Genomic DNA, 14,286 nt, shown 5'->3' with positions numbered 1-14,286 from the left:
ACAGCACTAAGCAGATGGATTCACTAAATCGCCTGAGTAATGATGTTCTGCTAGTTAAAGAGGTTGTTGAACCACGTCCTATATGAGCATCATGTTCAAATCTTTAATATTTTATATAGATAAAAAATACGAATGCATTTAAATAAAAACAATTGGATATAACTTTAAATTATAGAAAAATTAACTTTTTGTAATAAAAAGTACTGAAATTTTATTATTCAGGCTGCATAATGTGCGACTTTTCAGAAATAGTGCGAAACAGTACAGACATACACAATGTTCTGTCATTGAATTTGCTTCATTTGAGGCTGTTTCTCAATTTAAAACTTTTAGCGATTTGTTAGTCATTTTGAGTTGATTTTTAAAACTCAGACTTACTTATTTGAATCAGATGATGAATATTTTTCAAACTCTTTAGCTTGAGTCGTTGAATTGCATTATTGATTTGAAATTACAAAATGTAGTTGTATTTCAGACCATAAAGGCAGCTAATGCTGATAGAAGAGCTTTAAAAATATTCAAATAATTTTGGACAAATTATATGGAATTTAGTTTTAACGCGTTTTATACCTTAATCGCAGCGGTAATTGTGCTTTTGTTGGGACGGTTTCTTGTTAATCGTATTGGTTTTTTAGGCCGATATAACATTCCAGAGCCTGTTGCCGGTGGTTTAGTTGCAGCGATTATTTCTTTAGTAGTGCACAGTCTTTGGGGCTATAGCATTACAACGAGTAGTGAATTACAAACGAGTTTCATGCTGATTTTCTTTGCATCCATTGGTTTAAGCGCAAACTTTGCCAAATTAAAAGAGGGAGGAATCGGCTTGGTCATCTTTATAGTCGCTGTTGCTTCATTCATCATGGTGCAGAACCTCGTAGGTATCAGTCTTGCGACTTTATTGGGTATTGATCCACTGATTGGTTTGATTGCAGGTTCAATTACGTTGACAGGTGGTCATGGTACAGCTGGTGCATGGGGTGAAATTTTAGAAGTTCAGCATGGCATTCAAGGTGCGTTAGCCTTAGGTATGGCAAGTGCGACATTTGGTTTGATTATTGGCGGTATTATCGGTGGTCCACTGGCTAAGCTATTAATTAACCGCTATCAACTTGCAACGCCACGTACTCATGAACAAATTGAAAAAAGTGATAACACGCCTTTAGCAGATATTAATTCAACAGAATATGTACCGTTTGAATATCCGCATCGAGTTCGTCTTATTACAGCAGATAATGCAATTACCACATTAGGTTTATTTGCAGGGTGTTTAGCATTTGCGGACTTCATGACAGGTTTTAGTAAAGGTACTGTATTTGAATTACCGACATTTGTTTGGGCACTGGCTGGCGGCGTAATTTTACGAAATGTACTGGAAGGTATTTTCCGTGTACAAATTTTCGACCGCGCTATCGATGTATTTGGTAATGCATCTCTATCTTTGTATTTGGCGATGGCATTGTTGTCATTAAAGTTATGGCAATTATCCGATCTCGCTGGCCCACTTGTAGTCATTTTGGGTGCACAAACGCTGACGATGGCTTTGTATGCTGCTTTTGTGACTTTCCGTGTCATGGGTAAAAACTATGATGCTGCTGTTTTATCAGCAGGTCACTGTGGTTTTGGTATGGGTGCAACGCCGACGGCTGTGGCAAATATGCAAGCGATTACAAATATGTATGGCCCTTCACATAAGGCATTTTTAATTGTACCGCTATGTGGTGCATTCTTTGTTGACTTAATTAATGCGACGGTTATTCAATTAATTCTCAAATTTTTCGCTTAATTCTACAAAGGCTCTAATTTAGAGCCTTTGTTTTTGTATTCGCATTTTAGGTATTGATTATGGATGAACAATTAAATGCAACTCTCATGGGCTGGGTCAAAGTTTTTAATGATCCGCTTTGGGATTTCTTAGTCGTATTCTTAGTGGCGGTTGGTATTTTCTATACCTTAATCACTGGCGCAGTTCAGATTCGTCTATTTTTTCATAGTATTAAAGTGATGAAATCTAGCCGTAAAGAAGGCGATGATGAACATGGGATTACACCATTCCAAGCCTTTGTGACGGGACTGGCCAGTCGTGTCGGCGTAGGTAATGTCGCAGGTGTTGCAATTGCGATTGCGATTGGTGGGCCGGGTGCGGTGTTTTGGATGTGGTTTACCGCATTTTTAGGCATGAGTTCAGCATTTGTGGAGTCTTCACTTGCACAGCTCTTTAAAGTGCGTGATACGCAAAATCAGCAATTCCGTGGTGGCCCAGCGTATTACATTACACAAGGTTTAAAGCAAAAGTGGTTGGGTGTGGTTTTTGCCATCGCGCTGATTTCAACCTATGGTTTTGTCTTTAATGCAGTACAAGCCAATGCCATTACGGGTGCAACTTCACATGCTTGGGGTTGGGATAAAGCCAATCTAGTATTGAGTTTGGGCAGTTTTAGTTTTGAAATTTCATGGGTAGGGTTATTCCTTGTCTTTATAACAGCGCTGATTATTTTTGGCGGGATTAAACGAATCGCCAAAGTTGCAGAAAGATTTGTACCCTTTATGGCGTTGCTTTATCTCGCAGTTGCTTTCTATGTTGCATTTGCTAACTTTGCGATTCTCCCAGATATTTTCCAGTTAATTTTCAGTAAAGCCTTTGAATTTGATGCTGCGGCAGGTGGTTTTTTCGGTGCTATGGTTTCTATGGCAATGATGCAGGGGATTAAACGTGGATTATTCTCAAACGAAGCGGGTATGGGCTCTGCACCCAATGCTGCGGCAGCATCAGATGTTAAACACCCGGTCCATCAAGGCCTAGTTCAGATGCTCGGTGTCTTTGTCGATACATTTGTGGTGTGTACCTGTACGGCGATCATTATTTTGGCATCTGGCTTGTATGAAAATGCAGGCTTTGAGGGTGTTGCTTTGACGCAAATGGCGCTTGAAAGCCAGATTGGCGCATGGGGAGATGACTTCCTTGCCATAATCTTGTTCTTATTCGCTTATTCTTCAGTAATCGGTAACTATGCTTATGCTGAAGGTAATGTGCAGTTTATCAATAACAATCCTAAGGTCATGTTTATATTCCGCGTAGTCGTCCTCATGATGGTGTACTTTGGCTCAATCATGAGTGTTCCACTGATTTGGAACTTAGCGGATCTCTTCATGGGCGTAATGGCGAGTATTAACCTCTTTGCGATTTTATTGCTGACGCCATTCTTATTGATGCTGATGAAAGACTACACCTCACAGTTAAAACGGGGTGTAAAAGAGCCAGTATTTAAAATGGATGAACATCCAAAATATAAGGATCGCGTTAATTCCGATATTTGGTAAAGTCAAAAATTAACTTTAAAAAGCTCCGTTATCGGGGCTTTTTTTGCTAGATAAGGGCTTGAATCCTGATGTGGAAATTCTGCTAGACATTGAAATTTTGACAGCCAATGAATTTCTAGGTTGTATGTCAATATAATGTGCATCGGTCAGAGGCATTAACGAATAATAACAGTGACGTGAATGTGGACTGATTAGACTACTTTTTCTCTTCAAATATCGAGTTGCATTTGGAATATCTCTCAATGAAAAGCATAACTGTTTTGATGACTGCATTCGCAATCAGCCTTGTAGGTTGTCAAAGTGTGGGCTCAAAAAAGGTCAGCGCTGAAACAACATCACAAATTCGAACTTATACAGCAGCACCTGCTCAAGTGGCGAATAACCGCATTGACTTTAAAAAAGTGAAAAAGCAGGAAAAGCGTCCGATTGTTGCTTTGGTTTTAGGGAGTGGTGGGGCACGTGGTTATGCACACATTGGCGCCATTCAAATACTTGAACAGCAGGGAATACACCCAGATTTTATTGTTGGAACCAGTGCGGGTAGCATTGTGGGTTCAATCTATGCTTCAGGTAAAAGTGCCAATGAGTTAAGAGATATCGCCTTAAATATGAAAGCCAATGATGTTCGAGAAATACGCTTGGACAAAAAAGGCTTTTTTGATGGTAAAAAAGTTGAAGATTATATTAATGAGCAAGTTGATGACGTGCCTTTAGAGTTGCTAAAAACCCCAATGTATGTGGTGGCAACCGAGTTAAAGGATGGCAAAAAAGTCGTGTTCAACTATGGTAATACGGGACAGGCCGTTCGTGCTTCGGTGTCGATTCCGAGCATGTTTATTCCAACGATTATTGAAGACACTGAATATGTTGATGGTGGCTTGGTCAGTCCAGTTCCTGTGGACGTTGCACGCGATTTAGGGGCAGATATTATTATTGCGGTGGATATTTTGGCACGACCGATTCATACCGAAACGTCGAATGTATGGGGCTTGTTTAACCAAAATATCAATATTATGCAAAATCGTTTAGCTCAAGAAGAGCTCAAGCGAGCAGACATTGTGATTCAACCTGATTTACGTGAAAAAGCACATATATTTGATGTGAAAGGGCGTGAAGCCACGATGCTTGCAGGTGAAGAGGCGACCTTAGAAAAACTTGGAGAGATTTCTCGGGTTTATGCTGAACATCAATACAGCAAGGGGCATCATATTCCTTATTTAGCAGCCAAAGATTAGGCAGGTACGATCAGCAAATTGATATGCATCCTGTTCACCTCTCAGGGTGCATTTTTATTTCAGCAAAGCATTTTAATTTTTGCTCTCAGCTTTTCCCATGCTCAATAGTATCCAGTAATCATTAATATATTGGATGTTGATTGGTTTTAGGTCTTAATCACAAGATTTGCCAAATATAAAAATCGTAATGATAAGAAAATATACAGTTAATTATTTGAAATTAATTAAGAAAATCATATTAATTGGTTTTACGTAGATTTTAAGAGTATATACCTATATTAGCGTTTTTATTCATGTGCTTACGTTTACCAATACTGTTGAAGTGTTTAGAATATCATCAGGTTATTAATACTTAAAACCAATAAATATTTTAAAGGTGGCTGTAGATGAAAACGCTTGATGTAGGACAAAAAGTAAAGCTTGCGATGATGGAAGATAACGTATTTATTGTCACTCATGTACATGTAGATAATTCTTACACGCTAGAAAGTACCAATGATGGTGGACAAAAAACCAGCTATGACAACGTATCTTTCGAGATGTTAAAAGTCTTAGAAGATTAAGTTTAATGCCGTGCTATGTTGAATCGATGAACAACGCGTTTTAATGAATATGTTTTAAATATAAAACACAGCATAGCTTGGATTAAAAAAAAACTGATAGATAGCGCGATAAATACTTGTTTATCGGGTGTATATCGTTATCGATATATATTTTACTAAATGATGGTATGATCACTATAAATAATAATGATGGTTTTTTTGCCGATTTGAACATTTAATTTTGATTAAAATCTATATAATAATCACATTAATCATTGTTATATCACGAGTCTAGAGAAACAAGATGTCCCCATTAGATCAAATTGCGAATGCACTAGACGACCAGTCAGAATTATCGATGTCAGTTTTAATGACTCCTGACATGGCGAATTTTTCGGGTAATGTGCATGGTGGAACGATTCTAAAATTGTTAGACCAAGTCGCGTATGCTTGTGCAAGTCGCTATTCTGGTAGCTACGTGGTGACACTATCAGTCGATAAAGTAAATTTTAAAGAACCGATTCACGTGGGTGAGTTAGTGACTTTCCTTGCAAGTGTGAACCATGTAGGTCGTACTTCTATGGAAATTGGTATTCGTGTTGAAGCGCAGAACATTCAAAAACGTACAGTGCGTCATACCAATAGTTGCTATTTCACAATGGTCGCTGTTGATGATCAAGGTAAACCAAAACAAATTCCGGCATTAAATCTAGATAATGACTGGAAACGTTGTCGCTTCGAAGCTGCGGAACATCGTAAAGTGGCGCGTTTACAGGAAAATCATCATCCTTCTTGCAGTATTTATAAAAAGTCGACACAAAGCTAATCGCTTTGGTGGCTGAATATTTGAAAAGATCGCTTAGGCGATCTTTTTTTTAATCTGAAATTTGTTTGGATAGTGCAGTAAGGATTTTAATTCCGAGTGTGCGACTAAAGTTTATTCTTCAAAGCTCAGTTAAAGATAGTCATTCAGTCCAATACTGTTTAATATAAAACGATACGTATCGTTTCGTTTTTTAAATTATGAGTGAAACTGAAAAAACTTCTCGGCGTAAGCAATGTATCTTACAAGCGGTCACAGATGCTTTGGCGGAAAGTGATTATCGAAGCATGACCATTGAAGATATTGCGGCTCGCGCAGGCGTGGGAAAATCGACGATTTACCGTTGGTGGAAGCATAAGTCCGATCTGGTTTTCGATGCTTTTAAAGCGCACACCGCGTCGGTGTTTGAGCTCGATTTATCACAAAGTTTAGAGTTCAATCTAAATCAACAATTGCTCAAACTATCACGGGCTTTAAATCAGCATGTGGGTCGAGCATTGCTGGTCGTTTTGGCGGAGCATCGTGAAGCAGCGGGTGAGTTTTTTAAACAGTATTTGTTACCTCGACGCGAAGCGACACGTGAGCTGATTCAATTGGCCATTCAACGTGGAGAAATTCGAGCGGATTATCCTTTTGAGCTGATGTTAGATATGTTGTATGGCCCGATTCATTATCAGATCATTTTCTTTAATACTCAGCCAGATGAAGACTATATCAAGCGACTGGTGCAGTTGGCGCTTAAGCCGATTCTGATTGAATCAGAAGCCACACATGGTGGTGAGGCAAGGACATCATGATCCATCAAAATCATGCATCACTATGGAACAAGTCTTTTGTTTTTTGTTTGTGTAATAACTTGTTTTTATTTAGCTATTACTTTGCGCTGCTGACCATATTGCCCATTTATATTATGAAAGAATTGGGTGGTACGATTCAGCAAGCGGGTATGGCTTTGACCTTATTTTTAGTGTCATCCATTGCGATTCGTCCCTTTTCCGGCATGATTGTTGAGCGTTTTGGTAAAGCCAATTCTGTGCGTATTTCAGGCTTTATTTTTGTCGTTTTTGCGCTGAGTTATTTGTGGATTGACAGCATGTGGTCGTTGTTGGTCATTCGTTTTTTACATGGTTTTTGGTTCAGTATATTAACCACGGTCAATGTTCCCATCGTAAATGATTACATCCCAGATCACCGAAAAGGCGAAGGCATGGGTTACTTTGTCATGTCGACCAACTTAGGCGTGGTGATCGGGCCATTTTTAGCGCTGAGTATGATTCAATTCAGCAGTTTTAGTACCTTATTTGCAGTATTAGCCTTCTTGGTTGCAGTGGGCTATATTTTTACGTGGTTAGTTCAAATACAAGAACACGTACAGCTTAAATCAAGTGATCAAGCGAGCCAATCCGCAGCCATCCAATGGCGTGATGTGATCGAAACACGGGTACTTGCCATCAGTTTTGTGGCATTGCTGACCGCATTTGCATATTCGAGTGTGATGAGTTTTATCACTGCTTATGCTGAACTGAAGCATTTACTTGCTTATACCACTATCTTTTTTATTGTCTTTGCCGTATCGATGTTGATCGTCCGTCCTTGGGTTGGCAAAGTTTATGATCGTAAAGGCCCGAGCGCAGTCATCTATCCATCCTTTATTTGCTTTGCCCTTGGTTTGGTGATTGTTAGTTTTCTCACGAATCAATGGCTGCTTTGGATATCGGCAGTTTTTATGGGCATCGGCTACGGTTCAGTGTTCCCATGCCTGCAAACGGTCGCGATTCAAACGGTAGAAAAAGCCCGAATGGGACATGCAATATCCACCTTTTTTGCCTTGTTTGATATTGGCCTTGCTGTCGGTTCGGTCATTATGGGTGTGCTGATTGCATACTTTGGATTTCAGGCAACCTATTTATTTTGTGCAGTGATGGTGCTGTTCACTTTGTGGATGTATCGTCTATTCGTGGCAAACCAATTTAAACGCAGTGCTTTAGGAGCTGAATAATGGAATTACGACATCTACGATATTTTGTTGCGGTTGCCGAAGAGCTAAATTTTACCAAGGCTGCGCAGCGAATGTGTACTGTGCAACCTTCTTTAAGTCAGCAAATTAAAGACTTAGAACAGGAAGTTGGGGTGCAATTATTGATGCGAACCAACCGAAAAGTTGAGTTGACTGCAGAAGGTCAGGCCTTTTTAAAAGAAGCGCGTTTGAGTTTAGAACATGCTGAAAAAGCCATGATAGATGCGCGTCAAATTGCGCAGCTCAGTAAAGAACAACTGAATATCGGCTTTGTTCCTGTGGCTGAAATGAAGGTCTTTCCTTATATCATGCCGAATATCCGTGCTCAGTTTCCTGAGTTAAAAATTCATTTTCATAGTTTAATGGATGTCGATCAGATCAGTGCAGTGCGTAAAGGGGAAATTGATATTGCCTTTACCCGTTATGTCGAAGAAAGCCCTGATATAGAATCTGTTCAGATTTTTACTGAGCCTTTGGCGCTGATTGTACCGAAAAATTCGCCTGTGGCAGAACAGCGGCACATTAGCATTAAAAACATGAATAATCAGGATTTTATTATTAGTGATGAACATTCATCACCTGAGCTATACCGAATTATTCAAGATTTCTTTAAGCAAAATAAACTGAATGTGAACTTGGTACAGCATTCGACCAATATTTTGTTAAATGTCAATTTGGTCGGTATGGGCGTGGGGTGGAGTTTGGTACCGTCTTATGTCATTCCATTGCTCGGTGATAAAATATTGGTTAAAAGTACGGTTGAACCTTTGCCGACCATTGGTTTGTATGCGAGCTATCGAAAAGATCGTAAAAATGATGCAATCGAATTGATTTTAAAAGTCTTAAAAGAGCAGTTCTATATGGGCTTTTTCTAAGCTTTTACATATTGCCGTAAGATCTAAATAACTGATGTTACGCAATAACATCAGAAGCGCAATTTGATTCAAATATAAAGTACGATACGCGGTAAGGTCATCCGCAAGTGTTTGAGGCAGGACAACTTCTAATCAAAAAAGTTTTTGCGATACTCTGAATAATTTGACGGTAGTGAACGAGTTTTGCGGTGAGGAGCATTGCTCCGCAAGATGGTTTCCTTGCGAAGCTTCGCTTCTCATTTTGCCGAAACAAAAGTACCTCTAGCCGAAGGCTAATCCCTTTATTCAATCCCTAGATATAAGACTCCGTCGAATAGACTTAAAAAGCATATTAAAAATGCGAAATTACTTTTACGTGTGTAACATCAGTTAAATAAAAAATCCCGAATTAAGCGCTTCGGGATTTTTTTATTTATCGTATTTTTAATCAAAGACTCAATGATACATAGCCTTTGTCACTCTGATTTATTTAAACCATTTTTGTAAATAGGGTTTCATCACGCGGTAGGCAATCAAACCGATGAGTATAATCAGATAGAGTGGCCAAATCGTAATGAGAATAACCAGTAGGTTCAACACAAATTGCCAACCTTTTTGAATACCATACCACGCTCTTTGCCAGAAACTATCGCCATTTAACTGCGCAACAGCATCAAGGTTAATATCGATATGTTCACGGACAGTGGCAGGTTGAGTAAAGCCAATCACAATCGTGCTATAGCGGACACGATCTTGAACTTCTAAGCGAGTCAGGCGTGAGATTTCATTGACTTGCGCTGCTGCTACATGGTCTGGCACGACCGTTGTTTGCGACATTTTTTCTTCGAGTAGTTTTAGCTCATAGCGTTTTGCCGAATATTGCTGACGGTTCAAAAAATGCATAAGGGGCAACAGTTGATTAACGAAATGTGCAGCTTTTTCACTTGGCACACGAATGATCATTTCCGCTTGCGGATTTATTTTTTCAAAGATTTTAATTTTGCCGTCAGCAATCGGGTAGGATTGACTCTCTTGCACCATAAAGTCGATATTTTTCTGTTCAATAAAGCCGCCTAAACTTAGCGTCAGTTTTTCAATTTCTAAGGCCGTTTTAACCACATCTTTCGACTCAAAACTGACATTGGCTTCTCGAACCATTTTACGAGAGGCTTCGGCTGGGTTGACCTGCTCATTTAAAATAGTTTCAGGTTTTTGTGTTGTTGCAGGCGTGGTAGACGGCTCATTGGAAGTGCTTTCCGCTGCTTGATCTTGCTGTGTACTGACTTGAGCAGGTTGTGCATCTGCGCTGGCTTCAGTTGCCATTTCTTCGGTTTTCTTGGAACAGCCTGAAATTAAAATCACCGTAAACATGGCAATTAAATATTTATTTTTCATCGATGTAGAGCTCAATTGTTTGATTATCAGAAAGTCGGAGTAAATACTTTTTGCTTTAAATATAAATTCAAATTTAGCGTAATTATTAGTCGGGCGTATTGTATCGGAAAGTGTTTAAAGCACGGATGAACGCAACATAATTCTACATAAAGCCGCGTATAGTAATAGACAGAACAACAAGGATGAAAATAAGGATATCTACAATGAACCCAGCAATGAAACTCTACAGCAATCCACGCTCACGCAGTAATACCATTCTGCCTTTATTAAAAGAATTAGACATCGAGTCAGAAGTTGACATTATTGAAGTGCCATATGAAGAGATGCATCAAGCGGCATATCTCAAGATTAATCCCATGGGCAAAGTTCCCTGCTTGGTCGATGGTACTGCTGTGATCAGTGAAACTGCAGCCATCTTTAGCTATTTAGCCGATAAATTCAGTGACAAAGGTTTAGCACCCGCATTGGATGATCCAAAACGGGGTGAATATTTGAAATGGATGTTTTTTTGTCATGGTCCGCTGACTGAATATATGGACATGAAAAATGTCGGCATTAGTACTGAGTTGATGGATGAAAAACGTGGCAGTTTGAGTTTTGGTAATGAAAAAATACTTTTAGATTTTATTAAAACAGGGCTTGCGCAGGCACAGCCATATCTGTTGGGGGATAAAATTAGCGCAGCAGATTTGTATTTAGCTTATTGGATGGTGTATGCAATTTCATTCAAAATATTGCCATATTTAGATGAATTTAAACCTTTTATTCAGCAGATTCAGCAACGTGAATCGGTAAAAAATGTGCATTGGTTTCAGTCGGTTTAACTTGGATGCTTATTTGATTGTTGGCTGAACGTGGCGTTGCTATATGTCTAATCATGTAACTCTTTCTTTGGAACTACAAAGAAAGAGTTTTAAATATCAATCACTAAGATGGTAAAGCGATTTTAATTATTGCCTAGATAATGTATGGCAAATGTTGAGCTAAATTAAATAGACTCAATCATTGTTGGTTCTATTTAAAAAATCATGGGCTTCATCATCAGATAGAGGTGGGCCTAAATCTCTTTCAAGTTTGGCATATATTTCAAGCAGTCTTTTTTGATGTGGATCCATATCTAAGGCACGATGCTGCTGATATGTTAATTGATCATCAATCCAATCATAATCTTGAACCGCAGCCCCTGCGAAACTGGTTTTCAAATGGAGTTTGTAATAACCAGAAAAGTTATGTTTCTTGGTATCTAGACAGAGATACGCGAAGGTAGACCAACCACTTTCGGGAAATTTAAGGCGAGTTCGGCAGGGCTTCTTTTCTAGTGTAAATGTGGGTGAATAGACTTGGCCTTTTAGAATGATATTTTTATCTTGACCAAAATATTGAGTTTGTAATGCAAATAAAGCAAGAATCACTGTGGTGAGAAAAAAGCTGGCAATAACTGCATAAAAAAATGAAATGTATAAATGGAAGGACAAAAAATTAGATTCTTCGTTTTTGTTCACATCTTTTTCTAAGCCTAATAAATAGCAATTCAAAGAAATAAGAAAACAGAGGCAAAAAACGAAAATAGGTAACCAACTATTGGCATGAAAATGATGTATCTCTACGAAAATGAGTGAACAGATAAAAATAAAACCTAACAAACTATAAATGAATAATTTCTGAAATCTTTTTTGCATTTTGCGAAGCTTATAATTATGTATTGAACGATTATAGCATCTGATGTTTATAGTGATTATAGAAAAAAATCACCATGCTTTATGCATGGTGATTTTTAATTCTTGCAGATCTATTTGGATTATTAAGCATGCAATTTTGCAAACAATTGTTGGCTCACGCTGTCTAAAGTTTGTGGAATTGCAATCGCTGCAACAAAACGGTCTGGGCGAAGAATCGTAACAGATTCAGTGGTTTTACCAAACCAACCACGAATATCGGTACCAATATCACCAATCGTAATCACATTGTCGTACTTGGTGCGATTTTCATTGCTAAGCTGAACAGCAGGCAATACTTGGATAAATTTAACGCCCAATTTTTGCCATTTTTTCATGGTCGCATCTGACAGGCCCCATTTCGGATCGACGCCCCAAGCAATGATTGCAAAGTCGTTACCGATGACTTCATCGAGTAGGACTTTCTCACCAGATTCAAGTTGAACATATGGTTGAATGAACATTTTACCCACAGGTGAATCTTTAACACCGTTATTGATCAATGCACCACCGTTGTACTTCGGCATTGGCTTGAAGCGCATTTCCAATAGATATTGTTTGATCGGTTTGATGTAATTGAGCGCATACGCGATACCATCACGCACGAAACCTTGCCATTTTTTTGGTGGCGCAAGGACATGACCCGCCATTACAGAAAGATCAATCATTGCTTTTGCATGATCTTTACGTTCAACTTGGTACGTATCTAAAAGCGCAAGGCCAGCTTTGCCTTGTACAACCATTGCAACTTTCCACGCAAGGTTGAACGCATCACGCATACCACTGTTATAGCCTTGACCTTGCCAAACTGGCATGATGTGCGCAGCATCGCCTGCAAGTAAAATACGGTCTACACGGAATTTATCTGCAATACGGGCATTGTGGGTATAAACACGCTGACGAATCACTTCAATACCGTCGGTCGTTGGAAGTACTTTCGACAATAGTTTGGCAATGTTTTCAGGTTTGCTTAATTCTTCTTGAGTTTCACCAGGCATCACCATAAATTCGAAACGACGAATACCGTGTGGAAGAGCAGCAGATACATAAGGACGCACAGGGTCACAGCATAGGTAAATGTGTGGCGTTGCAAGTGGGTCATTATTGATGTCGATCACGATCCATTGGTTCGGTGCAGTTTTACCATCGAAGCCGATGTTGAGGGTACGACGGACCACTGAGTTGCCACCATCACAAGCAATCAAATACTGCGCTTGAATTTTTTCAGCTTCACCGTCTTTATTTTGAATATTTAGCGTTACACCATTGGCATCTTGGCTAAAATCAGACAATTGACGAGAGAATAAAACATTTGTGGTTTCGTACTGTTTTAAACCTTGTAGTAGTACATTATCGACTTGCGGTTGAATAAAGGCATTACGACGTGAGAAACCAAATTCACGAGTGAGCGGTTGAATGTCAGCGAAACAACGACCTTTAGGGGTTAAGAAACGCATCGCGTGGTTCGGTGTTGTATGTGGTAATACTTGATCCACTAAACCTAATGATTGGATGGTACGTAATGATTCATCATCAATACCAATCGCACGTGGGTAGTCAATCAGGCTGTCCAGTTGTTCAATCACAGTGACTTTGACACCTTGCTTACTTAAGTAGTTTGCAATGGTTAAGCCGACAGGACCTGCGCCCAGAATGGCAACTTCCGTTGTGTAATTTGCTTTATTGCTCATGCGTAAACATCCAATCACTTCACATATGCCACTATTAAGTTCTAAAGCAAGGCTTTCAACAAGCTAGGCATAAGTCGAAACGATGAATCGAATTGTCGTGTTTTTTGCAGGGTTTTATTTTAAGTAAATGATATATATTTATTTATATGAAAATCATCAATCATTTTGAATGATTTATCGATCATTAAAATCTATCAATTAGTAGCTTTGAGCATAAAAAAGCCGAACCATTTTTCAATGATCCGGCGACTTTAATTCATTTAGCACAACATTCTATTAGTGAGGGATAAATGTTGAGCAGCAGACTAAATGAATTTAGCGTGTGGAGTACGCTATCCGTCTATTACTGAGCAGGTTGAGCTGGTGCAGAACCTTCAGCATTGGCTTCTGAAGCAGGTTGAGCAGCAGTACCTTCAGCAGCAGTTGTTTCAGTCGCTGGCTGTTCTTGAGTGCTAACCACTACTTTTTCCTGTTCAGGTGCTTCTTGTTTATCTTTGCTTGCAGCAAAACTTGTTGCAGCTGCAGCAGCTAGAGTAGAAGCAAGTAAAATTTGAGTTAATTTCATTTTGAGCATCCTTATATATTTTAGTAAGTCCTGAAAAGATCATCACGTCCATCAGGAGAGAACTCATGCTAAATTGAGAAAACCGAGTGATCAATGCGAGCAACAAAGTGAAACAGACTGGTTAACTGGAT

The 14,286-nt window shown here is 39.1% G+C and carries 13 protein-coding genes; 9 read left to right on the top strand and 4 right to left on the bottom strand.

Annotation, left to right across the window (positions count from 1 at the left end; all coding sequences use genetic code 11):
• Nucleotides 1-541: 541 nt before the first annotated feature.
• The 8 genes from gltS to FTU38_RS07515 all read left to right on the top strand — a co-directional run bounded on the left by gltS (nt 542) and on the right by FTU38_RS07515 (nt 8,810).
• Nucleotides 542-1,783 carry a sodium/glutamate symporter gene (gene gltS / locus FTU38_RS07550; RefSeq protein WP_180109083.1) on the top strand — a complete coding sequence of 414 codons (1,242 nt, stop codon included), beginning with the start codon at nt 542-544 and terminating at the stop codon, nt 1,781-1,783.
• 59 nt (nt 1,784-1,842) lie between these two features.
• Complete coding sequence (locus FTU38_RS07545) at nt 1,843-3,318, top strand: sodium:alanine symporter family protein (RefSeq protein ID WP_180063250.1); 1,476 nt, start codon at nt 1,843-1,845, stop codon at nt 3,316-3,318.
• A 242-nt stretch (nt 3,319-3,560) separates the two neighbouring features.
• Nucleotides 3,561-4,553 (top strand): patatin-like phospholipase family protein, encoded by a 993-nt coding sequence (locus FTU38_RS07540; RefSeq protein ID WP_180009823.1) that lies wholly within the window; start codon nt 3,561-3,563, stop codon nt 4,551-4,553.
• Nucleotides 4,554-4,939: 386 nt separating this feature from the next.
• Nucleotides 4,940-5,116 (top strand): hypothetical protein, encoded by a 177-nt coding sequence (locus FTU38_RS07535; protein ID WP_171263721.1) that lies wholly within the window; start codon nt 4,940-4,942, stop codon nt 5,114-5,116.
• Nucleotides 5,117-5,399: 283 nt separating this feature from the next.
• On the top strand, nt 5,400-5,921 hold the full coding sequence (locus tag FTU38_RS07530) for an acyl-CoA thioesterase (protein ID WP_078191431.1): 522 nt from the start codon (nt 5,400-5,402) through the stop codon (nt 5,919-5,921).
• A 197-nt stretch (nt 5,922-6,118) separates the two neighbouring features.
• Nucleotides 6,119-6,715, top strand: coding sequence for a TetR/AcrR family transcriptional regulator (locus tag FTU38_RS07525; protein WP_180063249.1), 597 nt, complete (start codon nt 6,119-6,121; stop codon nt 6,713-6,715).
• The gene (locus FTU38_RS07520) at nt 6,712-7,917 is read left to right on the top strand and encodes an MFS transporter (RefSeq protein WP_180110908.1); all 1,206 of its coding nucleotides are present in this window, start codon (nt 6,712-6,714) and stop codon (nt 7,915-7,917) included. The genes FTU38_RS07525 and FTU38_RS07520 overlap by 4 nt, the downstream gene beginning before the upstream one ends.
• On the top strand, nt 7,917-8,810 hold the full coding sequence (locus FTU38_RS07515) for a LysR substrate-binding domain-containing protein (RefSeq protein WP_078191428.1): 894 nt from the start codon (nt 7,917-7,919) through the stop codon (nt 8,808-8,810). The genes FTU38_RS07520 and FTU38_RS07515 overlap by 1 nt, the downstream gene beginning before the upstream one ends.
• Nucleotides 8,811-9,275: 465 nt before the next feature.
• On the opposite strand, the gene FTU38_RS07510 is transcribed toward FTU38_RS07515, so the two are convergent.
• A complete protein-coding gene (locus FTU38_RS07510) occupies nt 9,276-10,184 on the bottom strand; it encodes a DUF4349 domain-containing protein (protein WP_180110907.1) in 909 nt (302 codons plus the stop codon).
• Between the two features lie 215 nt (nt 10,185-10,399).
• Between FTU38_RS07510 and FTU38_RS07505 the strand changes: the two genes are divergently transcribed.
• A complete protein-coding gene (locus FTU38_RS07505; protein ID WP_180074127.1) occupies nt 10,400-11,008 on the top strand; it encodes a glutathione S-transferase family protein in 609 nt (202 codons plus the stop codon).
• A gap of 174 nt (nt 11,009-11,182) precedes the next feature.
• Here FTU38_RS07505 and FTU38_RS07500 read toward each other — a convergent pair whose 3' ends face one another.
• The 3 genes from FTU38_RS07500 to FTU38_RS07490 all read right to left on the bottom strand — a co-directional run bounded on the left by FTU38_RS07500 (nt 11,183) and on the right by FTU38_RS07490 (nt 14,155).
• Nucleotides 11,183-11,686, bottom strand: a complete 504-nt coding sequence (locus FTU38_RS07500; protein ID WP_180110906.1) for a hypothetical protein — start codon at nt 11,684-11,686, stop codon at nt 11,183-11,185.
• A gap of 299 nt (nt 11,687-11,985) precedes the next feature.
• Nucleotides 11,986-13,590, bottom strand: coding sequence for a bifunctional 3-(3-hydroxy-phenyl)propionate/3-hydroxycinnamic acid hydroxylase (locus tag FTU38_RS07495; RefSeq protein ID WP_180110905.1), 1,605 nt, complete (start codon nt 13,588-13,590; stop codon nt 11,986-11,988).
• Nucleotides 13,591-13,933: 343 nt separating this feature from the next.
• Complete coding sequence (locus FTU38_RS07490; protein WP_078191424.1) at nt 13,934-14,155, bottom strand: hypothetical protein; 222 nt, start codon at nt 14,153-14,155, stop codon at nt 13,934-13,936.
• Nucleotides 14,156-14,286 lie beyond the last annotated feature (131 nt).

Source organism: Acinetobacter sp. YH12098 (assembly GCF_013419235.1).
Classification (GTDB): Bacteria; Pseudomonadota; Gammaproteobacteria; order Pseudomonadales; family Moraxellaceae; genus Acinetobacter; species Acinetobacter amyesii.
Note: the sequence above shows the minus strand (reverse complement) of the source record. Positions and strands in the feature narration are given on the sequence as shown.